This is a genomic window from Polynucleobacter sp. GWA2_45_21, from assembly GCF_001830325.1.
GTDB lineage: Bacteria > Pseudomonadota > Gammaproteobacteria > Burkholderiales > Burkholderiaceae > Polynucleobacter.
On the sequence record NZ_MHZG01000001.1, the window covers coordinates 533,390 to 557,352 of the forward strand.

Sequence of the window (23,963 nt, forward strand, 5' to 3'; positions counted from 1 at the left end):
TAACAAGTCACCCATGCGCTGGATAGGAATCGACCCTGGTCTACGAACAACGGGTTTTGGTGTCATTGATGTTGATGGCCAAAAACTGAGCTACGTAGCCTCTGGGACGATTGAAAGCGGTGATCCAGACCAAGGCCTTCCTGTGAGATTGGGGATCCTGTACGCCGGTATTAAAGAAGTTCTAGAGACCTACCAACCAGAACAGGCGGCTATCGAAGAAGTATTTCTGAACGTCAATCCTCGTTCTACCCTGATGCTGGGTCAGGCCCGAGGTGCAGTGATCGCAGCCCTCGTATCCGACAAACTCCCTGTTGCAGAGTTCAGTGCACTCAGAGTAAAGCAGTCCATCGTAGGAACAGGTAGAGCCACCAAGCCTCAAGTTCAGGAAATGGTGAAGCGATTACTGCGTCTAAGCCGTGCCCCTGGAACCGATGCGGCCGATGCCTTAGGGGTAGCGATTTGCGCTGCGCATCATGCCCAGATTCCGAAAGCAATTACTGCTGCTCTTGCACCCAAAAAGACTAGCAAGAAATAACAATACAAACAGGTTAAGATCTTTACATGATTGGTCGCATACAAGGCATTCTCGTTTCAGTTCATCCACCCCGTCTCTTGGTCGATTGCCAAGGCGTTGGCTATGAGATCGATGTGCCAATGAGCACTTTGTATCAACTGCCAGAGACCAATCAAAAAATTACGCTTCTCACCCACTTTCAGGTGCGGGAAGATGCGCAGCAACTCTTTGGCTTTGCTACAGAAACAGAGCGCGCAGCTTTTAGACAACTGATCAAGATTAGCGGTGTTGGTTCACGCACTGCCCTTGCCGTACTTTCTGGCATGAGTGTCAATGAATTGGCTCAAGCCATTGCTATGCAAGAAGCAGGGCGCCTGACTCAAGTCCCCGGCATTGGCAAAAAGACTGCTGAACGCCTTTGCCTTGAGCTCAAAGGTAAGTTGGCTCCAGATTTAGGAATTGTTGGTGGCAAGCCCCAAGCAATTGAGGCAAGCAGTGAAGTATTACAGGCCCTCTTGGCGCTGGGTTATTCAGAAAAAGAAGCGCATCTTGCCCTCAAACAAATACCGCCTGATACCACTGTGTCCGATGGTATCCGCATGGGTCTCAAATACCTCTCGAAGTCTTCATAACTAGTCACCCAAACACCACTACACTTGCAGTATGGCAATCCACACAGAAGACCTCAGCTCAATTCCAGAAGATTTACCGGAAGGTAATGACCGCATCGTTAGCGGTGCAGCCGGAAACTCGGAAGCCGTCTTCGAAAGAGCCTTGCGCCCAAAACAGCTTGATGAGTATGTTGGCCAAACTAAGGCACGCGCCCAATTAGAAATTTTCATTACTGCGACAAGAGCAAGGCAAGAAGCTCTAGATCACGTTCTTTTGTTTGGCCCCCCAGGCCTTGGTAAAACTACCCTAGCCCACATCATTGCCAGAGAGCTTGGTGTGAACTTGCGCCAAACTAGCGGCCCTGTTCTGGATAGACCTGGTGATCTTGCTGCATTGCTGACCAATTTAGAAGCAAATGATGTGCTCTTTATTGACGAGATTCATCGCCTCTCTCCAGTAGTGGAGGAGATTCTGTATCCCGCACTAGAGGACTACAGCCTAGACATCATGATTGGCGAAGGCCCTGCAGCACGTAGCGTCAAGATTGATCTCAAGCCATTTACTTTGATTGGCGCGACTACTCGTGCTGGCATGCTCACCAATCCTCTACGTGATCGCTTTGGCATTGTGGCAAGACTGGAGTTCTACACCACTGAAGAGCTCACCAAAATCATTACACGCTCCGCCAGCTTACTAAAGGCCGATATTGACCCAGAGGGATCGATTGAGATTGCAAAGCGTGCTAGAGGCACTCCACGTATCGCCAATCGCCTATTACGTCGCGTACGTGACTATGCTGAAGTCAAAGGCACTGGTACGATTACCAAAGATATGGCCGATGCAGCATTGAAGATGCTCGATGTCGATCCAAGTGGTTTTGATGTGATGGACCGTAAATTACTAGAAGCCATCTTGCATAAGTTTGATGGTGGCCCTGTAGGTATTGATAACTTGGCCGCAGCAATTGGTGAAGAGCGTGACACCATTGAGGATGTCTTAGAACCCTACTTGATTCAACAAGGCTACTTGCAAAGAACCTCGCGTGGCCGAGTAGCAACTCGTCAGGCTTATGAGCACTTTGGCCTCACCCCGCCTAGCGGCTCTGCTAGCCTCGATATTTGAGATTTAGCTCAGCGTAACCTTGGCAAACTTACGCTTGCCAACCTGAACAACATAAGTACCCGCATCAACCTTTAACTGTTTATCGGTAACTGTTGCGCCATCAACTTTCACGCCGTTTTGCTCGATGTTGCGCATCGCTTCAGACGTAGATGGCGCCAAACCTGCAGCCTTCAAAAGGCTAGCAATTCCCATTGGGGCACCAGAAAGAGTTACTTCCGGGATGTCGTCCGGAATCCCGCCTTTAGCGCGGTGATTAAAGTCTTCTAATGCTTTTTCTGCAGCAGCTTGAGAATGAAAGCGTGCAACGATTTCTTGTGCGAGTAGCACTTTGCAATCTTTTGGATTTCTGCCGGCAGCCACCTCTTGCTTCATTAAATCAATTTCAGCCATGGGGCGGAATGAGAGCAAGGTGAAGTAATCCCACATTAATTCATCGGAGATGCTCAATAGCTTGCCAAACATCTCGCCAGCAGGCTCGCTGATGCCAATGTAATTGCCTTTGGACTTACTCATCTTGTCTACGCCATCCAAACCAACGAGGAGAGGCATAGTCAAAATACATTGCGGCTCTTGGCCATACTCACGTTGGAGCTCGCGCCCAACTAAGAGATTAAATTTCTGATCCGTACCACCAAGCTCCAAGTCGCTCTTCAAGGCAACAGAATCATAGCCCTGCATCAATGGATATAAGAACTCATGTACAGAGATGGGCACGCCGCTACGGTAGCGCTTAGTAAAGTCATCACGCTCTAGCATTTGGGCAACGGTATATCGAGCTGCCAGCTGAATCATGCCGCGTGCACCTAGAGGGTCGCACCACTCGCTGTTGTAGCGCACCTCAGTTTTAGCAGGATCCAGCACCATACTCGCTTGACGATAGTAGGTCTCCGCGTTCACAGCAATCTCTTCAGCGGTCAGCGGTGGACGTGTTGCATTACGTCCAGAGGGGTCACCGATCATGCTGGTGAAGTCGCCAATCAAGAAAATCACAGTGTGACCTAAATCTTGTAACTGACGTAACTTGTTCAAAACAACGGTATGGCCCAAATGAATATCAGGCGCAGTTGGATCTAAACCCAACTTAATACGCAAAGGCGTACCTGTCGCCTGGCTCTTAGCCAACTTCTGAATCCAATCTGCCTCGACCAATAACTCATCACAACCCCTCTTGGTTACTTCAAGGGCTGCAAAAACTTCAGGAGTCAGTGGGTATTTTTGTTCTGGTTTAGCCGTCATGCTGATTGGGTTAGCTTAGTGACTTACTTAGTCGGTTAAATTAGTATTTAGATTGCTAAAGCATAATTGTCGCATTCCTGAGAATAAAGCCCTGATACTGCATGAATAAGCCTCAATCTCTCTATATTGGCCTGATGTCTGGCACTAGCCTGGATGGGATCGATGCCGTGCTGGCAAAGATTGAAGCCTCCGGTCAGACCTCCCTTTTGGACTCCGCAAGCATTGCCTTTAGCCCTGAATTACGCAAAGCCCTACTGGATCTCCAGACCCCCGGGCCAAACGAGATTCACCGGGAAAATCAGGCTGCTAATGCCTTAGCAGTAGCCTATGCGGATGCAGTCAAGCAATTACTAAGTCAGGCCAAGCTGTCTTCAGCAGATATCAGCGCGATTGGCGCCCACGGTCAGACTATTCGTCACCAAGCTGATCTTGCTCATCACCTTGCCTATACCCATCAAACTCTCAATCCAGCGCTTCTGGCAGAGTTGACCGGAATTGATGTCATCGCGGACTTTAGAAGTCGCGACTTAGCAGCAGGTGGTCATGGTGCGCCTCTAGTGCCAGCCTTTCATGCCCAACAGTTCGCTACAGATAAAAATATCGCTGTACTCAACCTTGGCGGTATTGCTAACCTGACCCTATTACCCAAAGATGGTGAAGTAAAAGGATTTGATTGCGGGCCCGGCAATATGCTGATGGATGCTTGGATTGCAGATCAGCAAGGTCATGCTTTTGATGAGAACGGTACTTGGGCATCACAAGGCAAAGTCAATCAAGCGCTGTTATCAAGAATGCTGACAGATTCATTTTTCGCAAAAGCGCCACCAAAGAGTACAGGGCGTGATGACTTTCATCTAGAGTGGTTGCAAAAGCAAGTTGGCTCAGACAACATTAATGCAGAAGATGTTCAAGCCACACTATTGCAATTAACTGTGGACTCAGCCTTGCAAGCTTTAGAGCGCTATGCCCCGCAAACCCAGACACTGATTATCTGTGGTGGTGGTGCACGTAATAGCGCACTTCTCAATTTATTTAAATCCAGAGCTGAAATCTTATTTAAAAACACACTAGAGATTGTGACCAGCGATGCGCTCGGCATTGATCCACAGCTAGTGGAAGGTCTTGCATTCGCATGGCTTGCTTGGGCCCACAAAGAAAAACGGCCAGCGAATTTGCCAGCCGTTACGGGAGCGAGGGGTCCTAGAATTCTAGGCGCTTGCTATCCTGCGTAAATAAATTGCTTTCTCTCTTTAAGCAGAGAAAGAAGATCCGCAACCACAAGTAGTTTGGGCATTTGGATTTTTGATTACGAACTGTGATCCGTTGATGTCTTCTTTGTAATCAATCTCAGCACCAACTAAATATTGGAAGCTCATCGAGTCAACCAACAAAGTGACGCCATTCTTTTCAAAAAGTGTGTCATCTTCATTCACAGCATCATCAAATGTGAAGCCATACTGAAATCCTGAGCAACCACCGCCTTGAACAAACACGCGCAGTTTTAATTCAGGATTGCCTTCTTCAGCAATCAAGTCGGCCACTTTTGCAGCAGCGCTATCCGTAAACACCAATGGAACTGGTGGCTCGGCTAAATCTTGTGCAGTGTCTTGCGTAGCTAATTGGGTCATGATTTACTCCTAATTCAAAAGGCAATGGTTCATTTTAGGCTTTTAATTCCAAGTGTGCTGAAGGGTCTTTCCAGCACCCTCAGTTACGGGGAAACAGCAATTTGCGTTAATCCAGTAGTCTCCGGCAAGCCAAACATCAGGTTCATACACTGAACACCCTGACCTGAGGCACCCTTCACCAGGTTATCTTCCACCACCAAAATGACTAAAGTATCCCCATCGCCAGGACGGTGAATAGCAATTCGCAAGCCATTGCTGCCCCGCACAGACCGTGTCTCTGGATGACTACCGGCAGGCATCACATCTACAAAAGGCTCGCCTTTGTAGAAATCCTCATACAGCTTCTGGAAATCCACCTTCATTCCAGCCTCAGTCAAGCGAACATACAGCGTTGAATGAATACCCCTAATCATTGGTGTCAAATGCGGCACAAATGTCAGACCAATCTGATCGTGACCAGCGATAGCCTTCAATCCCTGGATGATTTCTGGAAGATGACGATGTCCTTTAACTCCATAAGCCTTGAAGTTGTCTCCCGCCTCTGACAGCAATGTGCCGATTTCCGCCTTACGGCCAGCACCAGATGTACCTGACTTAGAGTCAGAAATAATGTGTGTGCCATCAATCAGTTGTTTGCCGCCAGTAGACTTTGGTGAAAGCAATGGCGCAAGCCCAAGCTGCACAGAGGTTGGGTAGCAGCCAGCCAAACCCACTACGCGGGCTTTTTTAATTTCTTCACGATTGATTTCTGCCAAACCGTAAACTGCCTCAGCCAAAATTTCTGGGCAACCGTGTTCCATGCCATACCACTTGGCAAATTCTTTGACGTCTTTTAAACGGAAGTCAGCTGCGAGATCCAAAATCTTCACATTGTTCGCGAGCAGTTCTTTTGCTTGTGCCATTGCTACACCATGAGGTGTTGCAAAGAACACCACATCGCACTCATTTAACTTAGCTTCATCCGGTGTCGTGAATTTGAGATCAATGCGGCCACGTAAAGATGGAAACATCTCAGCTACTGGCATGCCAGCTTCTGTGCGAGAAGTAATTGCTTGGATCTTTACTTCGGGGTGTTGCGCGAGCAAACGCAGCAATTCCACTCCGGTATATCCAGTGCCACCTACGATGCCAACTTTAATCATGTCATTCTCCAAAATACTGACTGATGAATTTTATTCCTTGAATACCTCGATTGTAGAAACAAAAAGGGCCGCTTGCGCGACCCTTTCGATAAAACTTTAAGCGACTGAAAGAAATTAGCGCTTGCTGAACTGCTTACGACGACGCGCGCCATGCAGACCAACTTTTTTACGCTCAACTTCACGAGCATCGCGAGTTACCAAACCTGCTTTAGACAGGGCTGGCTTCAAGGCGTTGTCGTAGTCGATCAATGCACGAGTAACGCCGTGACGAACTGCACCAGCTTGACCAGTTTCACCGCCACCGCTAACGTTTACTTTGATATCAAAGGTTGTTAGGTGAGCTGTGAGAGCCAAAGGCTGACGAGCGATCATGCGTGATGTTTCGCGAGCAAAGTAAGCATCGATAGGTTTACCGTTAACAGTAATCTCACCTTTGCCAGATTTAATGAATACACGTGCTACAGAGCTCTTGCGACGACCTGTACCGTAATTCCAATTTCCGTAATTAATAGCCATTTGGTTTCCTTAGATCTCTAACGCTTTTGGCTGTTGAGCCGCATGCGGATGACTGGCGTCGCCATAGACTTTTAATTTCTTAATCATGGCATAACCTAGTGGGCCTTTTGGCAACATACCCTTCACAGCCTTCTCCAAAGCGCGACCTGGGAAACGATCTTGCATCTTGTCGAAGTTAGTCGAGCTAATACCACCTGGGTATCCGCTGTGACGGTAATAAATTTTGTTCAAGCCTTTTGTGCCTGTAACACGCAGCTTAGAAGAGTTGATGACAACAATGAAGTCGCCGGTATCAACGTGTGGGGTGTATTCAGGCTTGTGCTTGCCGCGTAGACGGAGTGCCACTTCACTGGCGACACGACCGAGGACTTTGTCCGTAGCGTCAATCACGAACCATTCATGCACTACCTCATGGGATTTTGCAGAAAAAGTTTTCATGATTTCTAAAATTGTTATGGTCAAAAAAAATTACTCCAACCAAATTACGTCCACCTTGGCCCTGCTTATGTTTGCAAGCTCGCAGATTCTGCAATTTAACTGGTACAACAAATTACCGCTGACCGGCTCGGTAATCCAGTAAAGCCTTGAATTGTAACCCAAAAAAAACCCAGGAACGAGTCCTGGGTTGGAATCCACCTATGTTTAAGTGGAGGAGACACTGGGAGGCATATCGATCTCTTATATAAGACTGACAGCCAATATGGTTATTCTACACAAAAAATATGGTGCAACGCAAGAATATTGACCAAAATCAATTTTTTGATGTTTTTTAGCAATATCAACGCCAAAACAAAGCTCCACTATTATTGGTAAACTATTGATAATATTGATTAATTTACTAATTTAGGGGCCACTAACATGGAATGTCGAGTATCTTGGTTGGGTATTGGCGGAATGGCCTTTTCAGCAGAAACTGGAAGCGGCCATCAAGTCACCATGGATGGGCCACCTGAAGCTGGCGGTAAAAATAGTGCTCCAAGGCCTATGGAACTACTTTTAGCAGGGACTGGCGGCTGCTCAGCCTTTGATGTAGTTTTAATCCTACAAAAGGCACGCCAGGAGATCAGCGCCTGTGATGTCAAGCTAACCGCCGAGAGAGCCGAGACTGAGCCTAAGGTATTTACCAAAATTAACCTGCATTTCACGGTTAAAGGCAAAAATCTCGATTTAAGCAAGGTTGAGCGCGCAGTGAAGCTATCCCACGAAAAGTACTGCTCAGCCACAACGATGCTCGCCAAAACAGCTGAGATCACCTATTCCATTGACGTTCTAAACGACGAATAAGTATTGAGAGAAGTGCAGAGTCAATCGATAAGCCGGATTCTGTCGCCTAGATTTGCATCTAGGGGCAATCATTCCTCTAGGCCGGCAGTTACCTGACGGCTCAAGCTCCCTACCCGCAGACTCAGCGGGACGCCTCATCGCCTGCTTACTTGGGATTGCTCCAGGTGGAGGTTACCGCGTTTCACCGTAACTAAATACGCTCGTCTCTGTGGCCCTATTCCTCACGTCACCGTGGATGGCCGTTAGCCATCACCCTTCCCTATGGAGTCCGGACTTTCCTCCCCCTCAATAAAGAGGCGGCGATTGCCCAATTGACTCTGCGCCTGCAGTCTAACGCAGTCGCAGAAATTTAGTCTAAAAATGAATTAGGGAAGTGTTGAATGACTTAAGCCAAAGTCCAGGCAATGGTCTCACCAGCACGTAGCGGCACAATCGTGGCATCACCCAAAGGAAGTTCTGCTGGAATGCTTTGTGCCTGCTTCACCAAAGTAATTTTCTTAGTATTGCGGGGCAATGAATAAAAGTCAGGACCATAAAAACTAGCGAAACCTTCAAGCTTATCTAACTTGCCAACACTCTCAAATGCCTCAGCGTATAAACCCAAGGCATTGAAAGCGCTGTAACAACCAGCACAACCGCAAGCAGCCTCTTTAGCACCCTTGGCGTGTGGCGCACTATCGGTGCCCAAGAAAAATCTGGGGCTGCCACTCGTCGCCGCTTCTACTAAAGCAACTCGATGCTCTTCACGCTTGAGTACTGGCAAGCAATAATTGTGTGGGCGAATTCCCCCAGCAAAAATCGCATTACGATTCATGAGTAAATGTTGCGGTGTAATAGTTGCAGCTATGGTATTTTTTCCAGCAGTTTGTGCATCACGCACATAGTGTGCAGCTTGCTTAGTAGTGATGTGTTCAAACACAATCTTCAGCTCAGGAAAATCTTTACGCAAAGGCTCGAGCACTTGATCAATAAATACCGCCTCACGATCAAAGATGTCAATATGCGCACTAGTGACCTCGCCATGCACTAACAAGGGCATGCCGACAGACTGCATTGCCTCAAGCGCAGCGTAACAACGCTTGATATCACTGACCCCTGCATCACTATTGGTTGTTGCGCCAGCTGGGTAAAGCTTAAATCCAACAATGCCAGCCTCTTTTGCCTTGCGTACCTCATCAGCTGATGTGTTATCAGTGAGATATAAAGTCATCAAAGGAGTAAAGCTCGTCACACCCAATGATTGAAGATTCACTTCAATCCGAGTGCGATAGGCATTTGCCAAATCCACTGTCGTCACAGGCGGCTTCAAGTTCGGCATGATAATGGCGCGGGCAAATTGGCGCGCAGTATCTGCCAATACATCTTTCATGACTTCACCATCACGAATATGTAAATGCCAGTCATCCGGCTGAATCAGTTCAATTTGTATTGGGCTAATGGTCATAATTATTTATCAAGCAAGATGATGCGGAAATCATTCACATTTGTCAGTGTAGGTCCAGTTTCCACCAATGCATCTAATTGTGCAAAAAAATCGTAGCAATTGTGCTGAGTTAAATACTCCGCAGGAATGAGACCTTCCTTGCTTGCAGCCAAGCGAGTCTCGGGAGTGAACCACGCACCGGCATTCTTCTCGCTCCCATCAATCCCATCAGTATCGGCTGCCAATGCCGCCAATTGAGGAATTTCCTGGGAAGCGGCAAACAGTGAGAGTAAGTATTCGCTGCAGCGACCACCACGACCTTTTATTCCATTGGGAATTGTGACGGTGCACTCACCACCTGAAATAAGGGCAATGGGCTTGCCAGTCTTAGCCAACAAATGCTCACGCACCAAAGCCGCTTGCTCAATACCGACATCCCTAGCTTCGCCTGTAACCGTGTCGCCCAAGATCACCGGCTCGTAGCCTTGTGTCCGGACGTAATCTGCTGCAGCCTCAAGACTCTTATACGCAGTAGCGATCACATGATTGTTTACTAGAGCGCCCTTTAGATCAGCTTCTTTTAAAGTCTCAGGAATTTCACCAGCAAGACCACGCTTTAAGTGCGATAAAACAGATGATGGAATAGCGTCAGCACTTAGCTCATGTTTATCCAGGATATCCAAGGCATCTTGATAGGTGGAGTAGTCTGGAGCACAAGGGCCACTGGCAATATCCGCAGGTGCATCTCCCGTAACATCAGAGATCAGCAAAGCCTCAACTCGGGCGCCACGTGCAATTGCTAGTCTTGCCAAGTTGCCACCCTGAATCGCTGACAAGTGTTTGCGAACAACGTTCATCTCCTCGATCGGTGCGCCAGAACGCAATAGCGCTTCAGTAGTCTTGCGCATATCGTCAATACTGATCCCGGCCTGAGGCAAAGTAAGCAAGCTTGAGCCACCACCAGAAATCAAGGTAATCAGAATATCGCCAGCCTGCAGCTCAGCAACCAAGCGATAGATTTCTTTAGCGCCATCCATGCCCGCCTGATCGGGTACGGGGTGACCTGCTTCAATAATTTGAATATGACTGGTTGGGGAGTGGTGCCCATATCGAGTTAACACTACGCCCTCAAGAATTGCATCAGGCCAACAACTTTTCGCATGAGACTCTAGGGCTGTTGCCATAGACGCACTTGCCTTACCGGCCCCCACCACCAAACATCTTCCTTTAGGCTCTGAACCTGGTGGAAAGATCTTGCTGAGATACTCTGGGACGATTTTCTTGGGATCGGCAACCGCCAAAGCTGCCGCAAAAGCATTTTTGAGAATAGTTTCTTGCTGGCTCATACGGATATTCTAATCAAGAGTACTTCGCTCTTGCATTTGCCACATCTCAGCATATCGGCCATTAGCAGCCAAGAGTTCAATATGGGTTCCACGCTCCACAATTTGGCCATGATCCATGACCAAAATTTGATCGGCATGAACAATGGTCGAAAGCCTGTGTGCAACGATCAAAGTTGTACGGTTTTTGGCGAGGCTAAGCAATTCTTCCTGAAAGGCTCGCTCCGTTTTGGAATCCAGCGCCGATGTTGCCTCATCAAAAATGAGCATCGCTGGTTTTTTGAGGAGGGTTCGTGCAATCGCAACACGCTGCTTCTCGCCACCTGACAGCTTTAAGCCACGCTCACCTACTTGGGTTTCATAGCCATCGGGGAGATGTTGGATAAAGCGATCTATCTGTGCGGCTCTTGCGGCCTCGTGCACCTCTTCAATCGAGGCATTGGGATTGCCATAGGCGATGTTGTAGCCAATCGTATCGTTAAATAGGACTGTGTCTTGTGGAACGATACCAATCGCCTTTCGTAAACTCGATTGAGTGACATCGACAATATTTTGATCATCGATCAAGATCTTGCCAGATTGAACATCATAAAAACGGAATAACAAGCGCGCCAATGTGCTCTTACCCGCACCACTCTGTCCCACGACAGCGGTAATTGTTCCCGCAGGGATATTAAAACTCACGTCTTTCAGAATTTCACGTTTGGCATCGTAATGAAACGAAACATTCTCAAAGCGAATATCAGGTCCACGACTTTGATTCCTAATTAGTAAAGGTGTCGCATTGGGTGCATCAGCAATCTCTTTCTCGGTGTTAAGGAGTGAGAACATGCGATCCATATCTGTGAGCGCCTGCTTGATCTCACGATAAATCACCCCCAAGAAATTCAATGGAATATATAACTGAATCATCAGGGTGTTCACCAAAACTAAGTCACCCAAGGTCATCGATCCATCAATCACACCGGAGGTCGCACGCCAAAGTATGAGAACCAAACCAACCGCAATAATAGTTTGCTGCCCAAAATTCAGAACTGCTAAGGATTTCTGAGATTTAACGGCAGCGGCTTGATAGCGCATTAAATTCTGATCGTAGCGACTCGCTTCAAATGCCTCATTACCAAAATACTTAACTGTCTCAAAATTCAATAGTGAATCAATTGCTTTTTGATTGGCCTTGGAATCCATATCATTCATGGTGCGACGGAAATGGGTTCGCCATTCAGTAACAATGACCGTAAATGCAATATAGAGTACTAAGGCAACCAGGGTAATAATGGCAAACCAAATATCGTATGCATAGGCTAAGAATCCCAGCACCAAACAAAATTCAATTAGTGTTGGAAGGATGCTGTAAAGCGAATAAGAGATCAGAGACTGGATGCCGCGGGTACCACGCTCAATATCCCGACTCACTCCGCCAGTCTGACGAGCCAAATGAAAGCTCAGCGCCAAGGAATGTAAATGCTCAAAAACTTGGAGCGCTACTTTACGTACCGCATTTTGGGTGACCCGCGCAAAAAGAGATTCACGCAACTCAGTAAAAATTGAAGCAGAGATTCTTAAAAGGCCATAGGCCAGTATCAATCCGGCCGGGACTACTAACAATGCTTGCGGAGAATCTGCCTTGATATTAAGAGTATCAATTAATTGCTTCATCAAAATCGGAATACCGAGATTGGTAACCTTAGCAGCAACTAAGCATGTCAGAGCAATAGCTACCCTAAACTTATATTCGAGAAGATAAGGCAGTAAATCGCGAATAACCTTCCAATCACTCCCTTGTGAAGGCTTAGAAGCTGCTGCCGAATGATGATGCCCTGATGAATGTCTCATCGCTCTATCTTAGTCACTTCTGCACTAAGGCGCAGAGAACAATTGCAGAATGGCCTGACCATTACTGGGAGAAAAACATTTAGTAGCGGCCTCTGTAAATGGGAGCCACTGATAGGCGATATGCTCCCGGGGAGCTAATTGGACTTGAGTATCATTCGGCACCAGAAGTGAAAACCAATGCTCAGTATTTCTAGTGACACCAGGAGCATAGCGAAGACGCCACTGTGGATAAATCTCATACTCAATCTGATGATGCATATCTCGTAAAGAGTTTGCTGGGAGAGATTGAACATCAATACCAGTTTCTTCAAGGACTTCGCGCGCAGCAGCGACACGAAGATCTTCATCAGCGAAATCAACGCTTCCGGTAACAGATTGCCAGAAGCCGGATTTATCGGCCCGCTCTATCAGCAAGACCTCCCCATTCGATTTATAGATGACAACTAAAACCGAAATGGGGATTTTCAAGATGCTTTAAATACTCTTTTACTTAAGCAGCTGGGGCAGCTTGGCGCAAGCGAATGTGCAGCTCTTTTAACTGACGCTCATCTACTGGGCTAGGAGCTTGAGTCAATAAACACTGTGCACGCTGCGTTTTAGGGAAGGCAATCACATCACGAATAGATTCAGCACCAGTCATCATGGTGACAATGCGATCCAAACCAAACGCAATACCGCCATGCGGAGGCGCGCCATATTGCAAGGCATCTAATAAGAATCCAAATTTAGCCTGTGCTTCTTCAGCGCCGATCTTCAATGCACGGAATACCTGGCTCTGAACTGCTTCCTGGTGAATACGAACTGATCCGCCACCAATCTCGCTACCATTGAGAACCATGTCATAGGCTTTAGCCAAGCACTTGCCTGGGTTGGATTCAAGATATTGCATATGCTCATCTTTAGGGCTAGTGAATGGATGGTGACATGCAACCCAACGGGCGCTGTCTTCATCGTACTCAAACATTGGGAAATCTACTACCCACAATGGCTTCCAACCCTCGGTAGAGAGACCATGCTCTTTACCCCAAGCAGAATGACCAATCTTCAAGCGCAATCCACCGATAGCGTCATTCACTACTTTTTCTTTATCAGCACCGAAGAAAATGATGTCGCCATCTTTAGCGCCAGTGCGTTTCAAGATGCCTTCAATGGCAGCATCATGCAAATTCTTCACGATTGGTGATTGCAAGCCATTACGGCCTTCTGCAACGGAGTTCACCTTAATCCATGCCAAACCTTTAGCGCCATAGATTGCTACAAATTGAGTGTAGTCATCAATTTCACTACGGCTAATTTCAGCGCCACCAGGTACGCATAAACCAACTACGCGCCCACCTTCTTGATTAGCTGCGCCGGAGAAGACTTTGAAATCGACATCTTTCATTAAGTCAGTCAATTCAGTGAATTCAAAATTCACACGCAAATCAGGCTTGTCTGAACCAAAGCGTGCCATACCTTCTGAATATGGCATTGTTGGAAACGGGTTTGGCAATTCCACATTCATGGTGGTTTTGAAAATATGACGAATCATGTTTTCAAATAAGTTACGAATTTCCAATTCATCTAAGAAAGCGGTTTCACAGTCGATCTGAGTAAATTCAGGTTGGCGATCAGCACGCAAATCTTCGTCACGGAAACACTTTGTAATTTGGTAGTAGCGATCAAAGCCGGCCACCATCAACAACTGTTTGAACAACTGAGGAGACTGTGGCAGTGCAAAGAACTGGCCATCATGAACACGTGAAGGAACTAAATAGTCGCGCGCACCTTCAGGAGTGCTCTTCGTCAACATCGGCGTTTCAATATCAATAAAACCCGCAGCATCCAAATAGCGCCGGCATTCCATAGCGACGTTGTAACGTAAGCGCAAATTCTTTTGCATTTGTGGGCGACGCAAATCCAGAACGCGGTGAGTTAAGCGAGTGGTCTCAGATAAATTCTCATCCTCTAATTGGAATGGGGGAGTGATGGATGCGTTCAAAATCACCAAGCTATGACAAAGCACTTCAATCTTGCCGCTCACTAAATCATTATTCTCAGTGCCAGCTGGACGCGCACGAACCAAGCCTTTGATCTGAATACAAAACTCATTACGCACCTGCTCAGCTAAAGCAAACATCTCTGGACGATCCGGATCACATACCACCTGCACAAAACCCTGGTGATCTCGTAAGTCAATAAAGATTACGCCACCGTGATCACGGCGTCGATTTACCCAACCAGAGAGGGTAATTTCCTGACCAATGAGTGATTCAGTTACCTGACCGCAGGTATGGCTTCGCATCGACATAACAATTTCCTATAAATCAAAGATGACGGTTTGGCCCAATCGCGGGCAAACCAGTTGAACTAGTGGGAGGAACAGATCCCATTGAAACAATGTGCTTGAGCGCCGCTTCGACACTCATCTCTAATTCAATGGTGTTCGCACGGGGGACAATCATAAAAAATCCAGAAGTCGGATTTGGTGTGGTTGGTAGGAATACGTTGACATATTCCTCACCCAACTTCGCAGCCACTTCTTTAGCTGGCATACCAGTCTGAAATGCAATCGCCCAAGAATCTGCATGGGGATAACGAATTAATAATGCTTTACTAAAAGCTTGGCCACTACCAGAAAATAGCGTGGAGGATACCTGCTGAACGCTGGAATAAATTGATCGCACAATAGGAATGCGATTCATGAACTGGTGCCATATCTTCAGCCACCATTGCCCTGCAAAACTAATTGCAAGCAATCCAGTAAGCATGATGACCGCAACAACAATCAGAATGCCGACACCTGGCAACTCACGGAAATGCCGTAAATCTCCAGCAAACTGATTGGGGAAAATGGTGATGAGGGCTTGCATAACAGAGCCAAAAACACCGTCGAGCAGGCCCAAACCCCATGCAATCACCCAAATAGTGACTGACATTGGTGCCCACACCAGAATGCCTGCGATGAAGTATTTTTTCATTTGCCTATGCTTGAACTTTGCCTAACCTGGCATTTTAGCGGTTTAAGCGCCGGCAGGCGACAGACTAGTAAAGACCAAGGCCGATTATCAGAATCCCAGCCAAAAAACCGCCGGCAAATAGCAAAGCCCCTGCCAAAAGGCGATGGGTGCGTCTTTCCTGCAATAAAAGGCCTTTTAAGACCTCCAATTCAGCATTTGACTCTCTTCGAGGGATGCGTGCCTGCGCCAAACTCTCCGCAATCAAACGCGGCAGGGTCGGCAAGATTTGTGCCCAGCTTGGCGCCTCAGCCTTGATACCGTCAACCAAAGCCCGCCAACCAAGCTGCTGACTGACCCATTTTTCCAAAATTGGCTTTGCAGTCTTCCAGAGGTCTAAGTCTGGATCAAGCTGACGCGCAAGACCTTCAACGTTCAGTAAGGTCTTCTGAAGCAAAGTGAGTTGCGGCTGAATTTCCACCTTAAACCGTCGGGAAGTTTGGAATAAACGCATCAGCACGATCCCCAGGGAAATTTCTTTCAGTGGTCGATCAAAGTAAGGCTCACAAACGGAACGCACCGCCCCCTCAAGCTCTTCGACGCGCGTGTTTGCCGGAACCCAACCAGACTCGATATGCAATTCAGCAACACGACGGTAATCGCGATTAAAGAAGGCGAGGAAATTTAATGCCAAATAACTTTTATCAGACTGACTCAGCGCGCCAACAATACCGAAATCCAAAGAAATAAATCGGCCGAATGTTTCTGGCTCAAGACTGATCATGATGTTGCCAGGGTGCATGTCCGCATGAAAGAAACCATGCTCGAAAACTTGCGTGAAAAATATTTCTACGCCATCGGCTGCAAGTTTTTTAAAGTCAACACCTGCAGCGCGCAACTCGGCTGTTTTCCCAATCGAGATGCCATCCATCTTTTCCATCACGATGACATTCGTATGACACAAATCCCAATACATCTCTGGAATCATTAACTTTTTAGAATCAACAAAATAGCGACGCAACTGACTTGCATTTGCTGCCTCACGCATCAGATCTAATTCATCATGCAAATGAGTGTCAAACTCAGCAACGTTTTCACGAGGCTTTAAGCGACGTCCATCTTCGGAAAGTCTCTCAATAATTTTTGCTAAGTCATAGAGCAAAGCAAGATCGCCATCAATGATTGGCAGAATGCCAGGGCGCAGAACTTTAATCGCAACAGCGCGGCCCTCCCACTCTGGATGCTTCTCGGTTCCACGCAATAAGCCAAAGTGCACTTGGGCTACGGAGGCACTCGCTACGGGGGTTGCATCAAAACTAATAAATACTTCTTCGATGGACTGCCCAAGTGCTTGCTCAATGAGGCGACAAGATTCTTCATTCGAAAATGGCGGGACTTGATCTTGCAGTTTCGCCAACTCGTTAGCAATATCTTCAGGCAATAAATCACGACGTGTAGAAAGCACTTGACCAAATTTCACGAAGATTGGGCCCAGCGCCTCTAGAGTCAATCGAATCCGCTCACCTCTGGGTAAAGATTGACCTGGAGAGGTCCAACAAATGACAGTCAATATGCCACGACGAATACCAGGCTTCAGAATATCGCGCAGTAATGGCAACATGCCATAGCGCCATGCAGTAAAGAAAATAAAGGAAAGGCGGGCTAGACGACGCACAATGAATTAACCTTTTCGCTCTATAAGTTGGATGCGCTTTTCTATGCGATCAACTGCATCACGCAAAGAATTTAATTCATTTTTACGAATCATAAAATCTCGTTTATTCAAAAGTACTTTTCTTTCTTCGCTGACATACTCAATAACATTTTCCAACAAGTCAGTCGCCGCAGATTTCCCGGCAGAAACGAATTTTTTACCCTGGCGTACAGCAAAATTAGCAGGTGCATCTCCAATGAAACGCGCCAGATCCTCTTCATACTCCCACCGAATCTGCCCTGCCAAGCGACCTAATAATTGCGCTAGGTCAGCGTCGCCAGTGATCTTGACGGACTTCATGGCCTGTTCCCGCAAATTACCAGAACCGCCAGCTAATGAGCTAAGCACCTCAGAAGAGACTTCCAGCTCAAGAGATGGGGCATCAATATTGCTTACAGCAACCAAAGAGCCCTCGGGCGCTATCTCAAAACCCAAATTGCCGATTGGCAAACCCAACAAAATCACTTTGCCAGCATGTCGAGCCAACTCTGCCATAGCCCATGGCTCAGCTTTGAGTACGTGATTAATTCCTTGAGAGGCAGCAGAAGCAGCAATTTGATGGGTAGTAGAAGTGGTGGTCATAAGTGTAAAAAACCCGCACAAGTGCGGGCTTTCAAGGGAAAGTACCTCAAGCTTAAACTAACTGTGAAATACCCGCTAGTACCCAGCCTCCAGGACCACTTACAGGCTTACTTAAGTTCCAAATTTCAGAAAAATTATTTGCCTGTGCACCTGCTTGCTCACGGATCATGCCCGTGAACTGAACGCTACAGTAATAAGTATTGTCAGCTGTTTCAATTCCCAATAACTGTGCATTGAGCGTAACCACATCAGTTTGGTTGGCACTGTCGGCGCGACCAGATAGGTCTTGTTCAATTGTTGCGAACATTTCAGGTGTGGTGTACTCGCGCAAAGCAGCTAAGTCGCCCTGATCCCATGCTTTTTGCAGGGTTGAGAAATATTGCTTTGCATTATCCAAAAATGCGTACTCATCGAAACCTGGTGGCAGGGTGGACTGGAATGGCGCTGGCTCACTAGAAATTCCACCAAATGCATTTGCAGCTGGCGTAAACGCAGGCTCCTGCCTAGGCGCCTGATCCACATTGGCACGTTGCATTCCTTGGGAAGCTACTTGCGGGCCTTTGTTAGCACCAGATAAAGCAGGCATCATTCTTCTCATGACGAACATGATGGCAAAACCTGCTAAAGCAGCAATCAATAATCCAGTAATCAATGAAGCGGCGCCCTCACCCAAACCGAAATGAGATAAGAGGTAGCCAATACCAAGTCCCGCAGCAAGACCACCGAGGATTCCACCCATGCCGCCAAAACGACTGGCTGCTGGTGCTGGTGCTTTAGGAGCTGTAGCCGGAGCAGCTGGCTGAGCTTGTTGAGCTGGTTTTTGTACAGGAGCAGCTTGTTTTTGCATTGGCGCACTTGGTGCCTTACCAATACTTCTACCGCCACCTAAACGAGCGGCATCAGCATGACCAACCGTGGCAAAAATTAAGCTGACACTTAATAGCGTTGCCTTGAAAAAATGCTTATTCATCTTTTTTATCTCCTATGGAACTACTTTAATTCTGGACTGCTAAAAACTACAAATTCACTAGTATTTAATACCAATATGAAGTGCAACGATACCCCCAGTCATTCTATGGGTATCCACTTCATCAAAACCCACTCCCAACATCATTTCCTTCAGGGTTTGAGCATCTGGGTGCATCCGAATGGATTCGGCTAAATAACGATAGCTCTCAGAATCTTGAGCGATTTTTTCACCCAACCAAGGCAAAACCTTGAATGAATACGTGTCATAGACTGGCTGTAAAAAAGCATCTGGCTTAGAAAACTCCAAGACTAGAACTCGACCGCCAGGTTTAATGACCCGCAACATCTCCGCTAGAGCAACATCTTTGTGCGTCATATTGCGCAAACCAAAGGCTACCGTCACTACATCAAAATGATTATTGGGGAAAGGGATTTTCTCTGCATCGAACTGAACGCAAGGCAAAGCCAAGCCCTGATCTAAAAGACGATCGCGACCAACTCCGAGCATGGAAGCATTAATGTCGCTTAACCACACTTGTGCCTCTGGGTTATGACCCCAGCCAGCTGCACGTGCAAATGCCGCAGCCAAGTCACCTGTACCACCAGCAATATCTAAAACTTTTTGCCCGGGACGAACTTGTGCACGAGCAATCGTGACTTTCTTCCACAGGCGATGAAGGCCGAATGACATTAAGTCGTTCATCACATCGTATTTGCTAGCTACAGAATGAAATACCTCTGCGACCTTACCTGCTTTTTCAGTCTCATCGACGCTTTGGTATCCAAAGTGAGTCTTACTCATATTCTTTGCTCTATCTAATGAAATACTCAATGACTACCGCAAGACTTGCCACCAGCAACACCCATTGGAGCATCTCGGTCTAATCCAGCAGCAGCTAATTTATCTAAATGCTCTTTCCAAAGTGCGTCGTGGTTCTCACACAAAAATTCTAAGTAGTCCCAAGAATACAAACCAGAATCATGACCATCTGAAAAAGAAGGCTTCAAGGCGTAGTGGCCTACAGGCTCAATATTGGCAATGAGGACTTCACGCTTACCGGTTTGCAAAGTTTCCTGTCCAGGACCGTGACCCTGAACCTCAGCAGAAGGAGAAACCACTCTTAAGAACTCAAAAGGAAGGCGATAAGTGTTGCCGTTTTCATAAGAGAGTTCTAAAACTTTTGACTGCTGATGCACTACAACATTCGTTGGAATCATTAAACCAATACCCTTTCAATGCCGCCTTGATTTGCCTTAGTAACATAATCCTTCATCCAATCAGGGCCTAACAATTTTTGTGCCATTTCAACTACGATGTAATCGGCAGTCGTATCACTATCGGCATCAAAGCGAGTAAGCCCTTGTAGGCAAGAAGGGCAGCTTGTTAGCACTTTGACATCACCAGTGAAATCGTCTTTACGTAATTCATTGGCAGCCTTCTCCATCTCGATCTGCTTACGGAAGCGCACTTGAGTGGAAATATCAGGGCGAGTTAGAGCAAGGGTTCCAGACTCACCGCAACAGCGATCATTCTTCTGAATGGCTTTGCCATCTTCAAGCTGAATCAACTCATTTACCGTTTTCATTGGATCCTGCAACTTCATCGGTGAGTGGCATGGATCGTGATACATATATTTCACGCCAGTGACGTTTGAGAGCTTAACGCCCTTCTCGAGTAAATACTCATGAATATCAATGATGCGGCAACCTGGGAAGATCTGTTCAAACTGATAACCCGCTAACTGGTCGTAGCAAGTGCCACATGAAACTACAACCGTCTTGATATCTAAGTAGTTCAGGGTATTAGCAACGCGATGGAAGAGAACACGATTATCCGTAATCATCTTCTCTGCCTTATCAAAGTCACCATTGCCGCGCTGTGGATAGCCACAACAGAGGTAGCCTGGGGGTAATACCGTTTGTACACCCACATTCCACAACATTGCTTGCGTAGCCAAACCCACTTGCGAGAACAAACGCTCAGATCCACAACCAGGGAAATAAAACACGGCTTCCGTATCCGCAGAAGTCGTTTTTGGATCACGAATAATCGGCACGTAATTCGCATCCTCAATATCTAAAAGTGCGCGCGCAGTTTTCTTCGGCAAATTACTAGGCATCTTCTTATTCACAAAGAAAATAACCTGCTCTTTTATATTGGGCTTAGTAACTGTTGCAGGTGGATGAGCAGTTTGCTTACGCGCCAGCTTACGGAATACATCGTTACCCAAACGCTGAAGCCTATAACCCCAACCAATCATGGTCTTACGAGCCAACTTGATTGTGTCTGGGTCGGTGGCATCCAAGAAGAGCATAGATGCCGCCGTTCCTGGATTGAAACGTTGTTGACCCATCTTACGCAACAAGTTGCGCATATTCATGGTGACATCACCGAAGTCAATTTTGACTGGGCATGGCGTTAAGCACTTATGACATACGGTGCAGTGCGCTGCAACGTCATCAAACATCTCCCAATGACGAATCGACACGCCACGGCGTGTCTGCTCTTCATATAAGAAGGCTTCGATTAACAGCGAGGTTGCCAAAATTTTGTCGCGTGGACTGTAAAGCAAATTTGCGCGCGGTACATGCGTAGAGCAGACTGGCTTGCACTTACCGCAACGTAAACAATCTTTCACGCTATCTGCGATCGCGCCAATATCGCTCTGCTGCATGATGATGGACTCATGGCCCATCAAGCCAAAGCTCGGAGTGTAGGCAATGCTGAGATCCGCATGTGGCATTAATTTGCCTTTGTTAAAGCGTCCCTCAGGATCCACACGTTTTTTGTAAGCGCGGAAATCTTTGAGCTCTTCCTCAGTCAAATACTCGAGCTTTGTAATACCAATCCCATGCTCACCAGAAATCACACCATCCAATGAGCGGGCTAATTTCATAATCCGATCAACTGCACGATGTGCATCTTGCAACATCTCGTAGTCATCCGAATTCACTGGGATATTGGTATGCACATTACCATCACCAGCATGCATATGTAAGGCTACAAATACACGCTTACGTAGGATGTTTTTGTGAATAGCCTCTAATTCATTGAGGATCGGCTCAAACACCAAGCCGCCAAAAATGATTCTCAGTTCAGCACGAACCTCAGCCTTCCATGAAGCACGCAAACTGTAATTCTGCAAATCTGGGAAGTACGTATCCATCTGCGTCAGCCAGTCTGACCAACGCGCCCGCACTTTAGAAATAAGCTCTAAAGCTTGTTGAACGCGATCACCCAAAATCTCTGCAGTTGGAATCTCGTACTCTTCGGTAGATTTACCTAGTGGCAATGCGCTCTTTTTCAAGAAAGCTTCGAGACCATCTAAAACTTGTAATTTATTTTTAAGCGAGAGCTCAATATTGATGCGCTCGATGCCCTCGGTGTACTCACCCATACGAGGTAATGGGATCACCACGTCTTCGTTGATCTTAAAAGCGTTAGTGTGACGAGCAATCGCAGCAGTGCGCGCACGATCAAGCCAAAACTTCTTACGTGCTTCAGCACTCACCGCTACAAAGCCTTCGCCCACTCGGTTGTTAGCCATGCGCACAACTTCACTAGTCGCTGCCGCCACCGTTTCTTCATCATCGCCAGCAATGTCGCCAATCAATACCATCTTAGGCAAAGCATTGCGCTTGGACTTCGTGGAATATCCAACTGCTCTTAAGTAGCGATCATCCAAGTGTTCTAGGCCGGCAAGGATTGGCCCACCATCCTTACTCAAACCATCGAGATAGGCCTTGATTTCTACAATGCTCGGAATCGCCTCTTGTGCTTGACCAAAAAACTCTAAGCAAACAGTTCGCATGAACTTAGGCATGCGATGCAATATCCAAGTAGCGCTGGTAATTAAGCCATCGCAACCTTCTTTTTGAACGCCAGGTAAGCCTGATAAAAACTTATCAGTCACATCCTTACCTAAACCTTCTTTACGGAAGCGCTTACCTTCTACTTCTAAAATTTCTGTTTTAAGAATGCGTTCGCCTGGCTCACTCAAGCCATCAGACCAAGTCAGCTGAAAACGTACTTTTTCTACTACGTGAATTTTTCCCAGATTGTGGTCAAGACGTTCGATATCTAGCCAATTACCCTCTGGATCGACCATGCGCCAGCTAGCTAAGTTGTCCAGTGCAGTGCCCCACAAGACCGCCTTCTTACCGCCAGCGTTCATGGCAATGTTGCCACCAATGCAACTCGCATCCGCTGAAGTTGGGTCGACCGCAAACACCAGCCCAGAGCGCTCTGCAGCATCTGAAACTCTACGAGTGACTACACCAGCCCCAGTAAAGATCGTAGAAACTTCATGCTCTACACCCGGTAAGTGTTTAAGCTTGACAGCATCGATTTGCTCAAGCTTCTCAGTATTAATCACTGCCGACATAGCGTAGAGAGGAATAGCGCCGCCGGTATAACCCGTACCACCTCCGCGAGGAATGATGGTTAAACCCAATTCAACACAGGCTTTCACTAAACCAGGGATTTCAGATTCGTAATCCGGCTTAAGCACTACCAATGGAAACTCAACACGCCAGTCTGTTGCATCAGTCACATGCGCTGCACGTGAGACACCATCAAAACAAATATTGTCAGAGGCGGTAATTCGACCCAACTCTTTACGAGCGCGCTTACGAATTTCTGCAACCTCTTTAAAGCCCTGCTCAAAACTATCAACCGCATGGTGTGCGGCTTTCAATAAAACCTGCACTTGCTCAGCAGATTCGCCGCTAGATCTTTTCTTCACCTCGCCAAGGCGATGCCACAAAGCATCAATCAACAATTTGCGACGATTGGCGTTATCCAATAAGTCATCTTGCAGGAAAGGATTGCGTTGCACAACCCAGATATCACCCAGAACTTCGAACAACATACGGGCAGAGCGGCCAGTTCGGCGCACACCACGCAAATCATTCAGAACGCGCCATGACTCCTCACCCAACAAGCGAATAACGATTTCACGATCGGAAAAAGAGGTGTAGTTGTAGGGGATTTCGCGGAGGCGGGGTGAGCCCGCTTCGGCATCCAACAACTGGTTCAAAGCTAATGGAGCGTTCATAGCGTCATATTTGATAAATATGCATTTTAATTGAGGGATCCTGATATTG

22 protein-coding genes and 1 other RNA gene are annotated in these 23,963 nt (G+C 47.0%); 5 read left to right on the forward strand and 18 right to left on the reverse strand.

What is annotated here, in order from left to right; all coding sequences use genetic code 11:
• The first annotated feature begins 13 nt into the window (after positions 1-13).
• From ruvC to ruvB, 3 genes are read left to right on the forward strand one after another with little or no spacing between them, the layout of a single operon-like run.
• Positions 14-535, forward strand: a complete 522-nt coding sequence (gene ruvC, locus A2X74_RS02655; protein ID WP_216178557.1) for a crossover junction endodeoxyribonuclease RuvC — start codon at positions 14-16, stop codon at positions 533-535.
• A 26-nt stretch (positions 536-561) separates the two neighbouring features.
• Positions 562-1,146, forward strand: a complete 585-nt coding sequence (gene ruvA, locus A2X74_RS02660) for a Holliday junction branch migration protein RuvA (protein ID WP_293628322.1) — start codon at positions 562-564, stop codon at positions 1,144-1,146.
• A gap of 31 nt (positions 1,147-1,177) precedes the next feature.
• Positions 1,178-2,248 carry a Holliday junction branch migration DNA helicase RuvB gene (gene ruvB, locus A2X74_RS02665; RefSeq protein WP_293628320.1) on the forward strand — a complete coding sequence of 357 codons (1,071 nt, stop codon included), beginning with the start codon at positions 1,178-1,180 and terminating at the stop codon, positions 2,246-2,248.
• Between the two features lie 3 nt (positions 2,249-2,251).
• On the opposite strand, the gene tyrS is transcribed toward ruvB, so the two are convergent.
• Complete coding sequence (tyrS, locus tag A2X74_RS02670; RefSeq protein WP_293628318.1) at positions 2,252-3,484, reverse strand: tyrosine--tRNA ligase; 1,233 nt, start codon at positions 3,482-3,484, stop codon at positions 2,252-2,254.
• 101 nt (positions 3,485-3,585) lie between these two features.
• Here tyrS and A2X74_RS02675 point away from each other — a divergent pair, with 101 nt between their 5' ends.
• A complete protein-coding gene (locus tag A2X74_RS02675) occupies positions 3,586-4,716 on the forward strand; it encodes an anhydro-N-acetylmuramic acid kinase (protein ID WP_293628316.1) in 1,131 nt (376 codons plus the stop codon).
• Between the two features lie 18 nt (positions 4,717-4,734).
• Here A2X74_RS02675 and erpA read toward each other — a convergent pair whose 3' ends face one another.
• The 4 genes from erpA to rplM form a co-directional block, all read right to left on the reverse strand.
• Positions 4,735-5,112, reverse strand: a complete 378-nt coding sequence (erpA, locus tag A2X74_RS02680; protein WP_114654018.1) for an iron-sulfur cluster insertion protein ErpA — start codon at positions 5,110-5,112, stop codon at positions 4,735-4,737.
• Positions 5,113-5,195: 83 nt separating this feature from the next.
• Positions 5,196-6,254: an N-acetyl-gamma-glutamyl-phosphate reductase gene (argC, locus tag A2X74_RS02685; protein WP_293628312.1), complete on the reverse strand. Its 1,059-nt coding sequence runs from the start codon at positions 6,252-6,254 to the stop codon at positions 5,196-5,198.
• A gap of 114 nt (positions 6,255-6,368) precedes the next feature.
• On the reverse strand, positions 6,369-6,770 hold the full coding sequence (gene rpsI / locus A2X74_RS02690; RefSeq protein WP_076023685.1) for a 30S ribosomal protein S9: 402 nt from the start codon (positions 6,768-6,770) through the stop codon (positions 6,369-6,371).
• A gap of 9 nt (positions 6,771-6,779) precedes the next feature.
• Positions 6,780-7,208, reverse strand: a complete 429-nt coding sequence (gene rplM / locus A2X74_RS02695) for a 50S ribosomal protein L13 (protein WP_015422034.1) — start codon at positions 7,206-7,208, stop codon at positions 6,780-6,782.
• Between the two features lie 420 nt (positions 7,209-7,628).
• Between rplM and A2X74_RS02700 the strand changes: the two genes are divergently transcribed.
• Positions 7,629-8,054, forward strand: coding sequence for an OsmC family protein (locus tag A2X74_RS02700; protein WP_293628298.1), 426 nt, complete (start codon positions 7,629-7,631; stop codon positions 8,052-8,054).
• 12 nt (positions 8,055-8,066) lie between these two features.
• Here the strand turns inward: A2X74_RS02700 and rnpB are convergent.
• From rnpB to A2X74_RS02765, 13 genes are all read right to left on the reverse strand, one after another.
• Positions 8,067-8,373, reverse strand: an RNA gene (rnpB, locus tag A2X74_RS02705) — RNase P RNA component class A.
• Positions 8,374-8,439: 66 nt separating this feature from the next.
• Positions 8,440-9,498, reverse strand: a complete 1,059-nt coding sequence (gene pyrC, locus A2X74_RS02710) for a dihydroorotase (RefSeq protein WP_293628296.1) — start codon at positions 9,496-9,498, stop codon at positions 8,440-8,442.
• A 2-nt stretch (positions 9,499-9,500) separates the two neighbouring features.
• On the reverse strand, positions 9,501-10,823 hold the full coding sequence (locus A2X74_RS02715) for a glycerate kinase (RefSeq protein WP_293628294.1): 1,323 nt from the start codon (positions 10,821-10,823) through the stop codon (positions 9,501-9,503).
• A 9-nt stretch (positions 10,824-10,832) separates the two neighbouring features.
• Positions 10,833-12,656 carry an ABC transporter ATP-binding protein/permease gene (locus A2X74_RS02720; protein WP_293628292.1) on the reverse strand — a complete coding sequence of 608 codons (1,824 nt, stop codon included), beginning with the start codon at positions 12,654-12,656 and terminating at the stop codon, positions 10,833-10,835.
• Between the two features lie 24 nt (positions 12,657-12,680).
• Positions 12,681-13,124, reverse strand: coding sequence for a dihydroneopterin triphosphate diphosphatase (gene nudB / locus A2X74_RS02725; RefSeq protein ID WP_293628290.1), 444 nt, complete (start codon positions 13,122-13,124; stop codon positions 12,681-12,683).
• Positions 13,125-13,146: 22 nt separating this feature from the next.
• Positions 13,147-14,946 carry an aspartate--tRNA ligase gene (gene aspS, locus A2X74_RS02730; protein WP_293628288.1) on the reverse strand — a complete coding sequence of 600 codons (1,800 nt, stop codon included), beginning with the start codon at positions 14,944-14,946 and terminating at the stop codon, positions 13,147-13,149.
• Positions 14,947-14,962: 16 nt separating this feature from the next.
• Positions 14,963-15,616 carry a DUF502 domain-containing protein gene (locus A2X74_RS02735; RefSeq protein WP_293628286.1) on the reverse strand — a complete coding sequence of 218 codons (654 nt, stop codon included), beginning with the start codon at positions 15,614-15,616 and terminating at the stop codon, positions 14,963-14,965.
• Positions 15,617-15,680: 64 nt separating this feature from the next.
• Positions 15,681-17,267: a ubiquinone biosynthesis regulatory protein kinase UbiB gene (ubiB, locus tag A2X74_RS02740; protein WP_293628284.1), complete on the reverse strand. Its 1,587-nt coding sequence runs from the start codon at positions 17,265-17,267 to the stop codon at positions 15,681-15,683.
• Positions 17,268-17,273: 6 nt separating this feature from the next.
• On the reverse strand, positions 17,274-17,888 hold the full coding sequence (locus tag A2X74_RS02745; protein WP_293628282.1) for an SCP2 sterol-binding domain-containing protein: 615 nt from the start codon (positions 17,886-17,888) through the stop codon (positions 17,274-17,276).
• A 52-nt stretch (positions 17,889-17,940) separates the two neighbouring features.
• Entirely contained in the window at positions 17,941-18,858 is a 918-nt protein-coding gene (locus A2X74_RS02750) for a Tim44-like domain-containing protein (RefSeq protein ID WP_293628280.1), read from the reverse strand.
• Positions 18,859-18,915: 57 nt separating this feature from the next.
• Positions 18,916-19,659 carry a bifunctional demethylmenaquinone methyltransferase/2-methoxy-6-polyprenyl-1,4-benzoquinol methylase UbiE gene (ubiE, locus tag A2X74_RS02755; RefSeq protein WP_293628278.1) on the reverse strand — a complete coding sequence of 248 codons (744 nt, stop codon included), beginning with the start codon at positions 19,657-19,659 and terminating at the stop codon, positions 18,916-18,918.
• Positions 19,660-19,685: 26 nt separating this feature from the next.
• Positions 19,686-20,075: a DUF971 domain-containing protein gene (locus tag A2X74_RS02760; protein WP_293628276.1), complete on the reverse strand. Its 390-nt coding sequence runs from the start codon at positions 20,073-20,075 to the stop codon at positions 19,686-19,688.
• Positions 20,075-23,914: an FAD/FMN-binding oxidoreductase gene (locus A2X74_RS02765; protein WP_293628275.1), complete on the reverse strand. Its 3,840-nt coding sequence runs from the start codon at positions 23,912-23,914 to the stop codon at positions 20,075-20,077. The genes A2X74_RS02760 and A2X74_RS02765 overlap by 1 nt, the downstream gene beginning before the upstream one ends.
• Positions 23,915-23,963 lie beyond the last annotated feature (49 nt).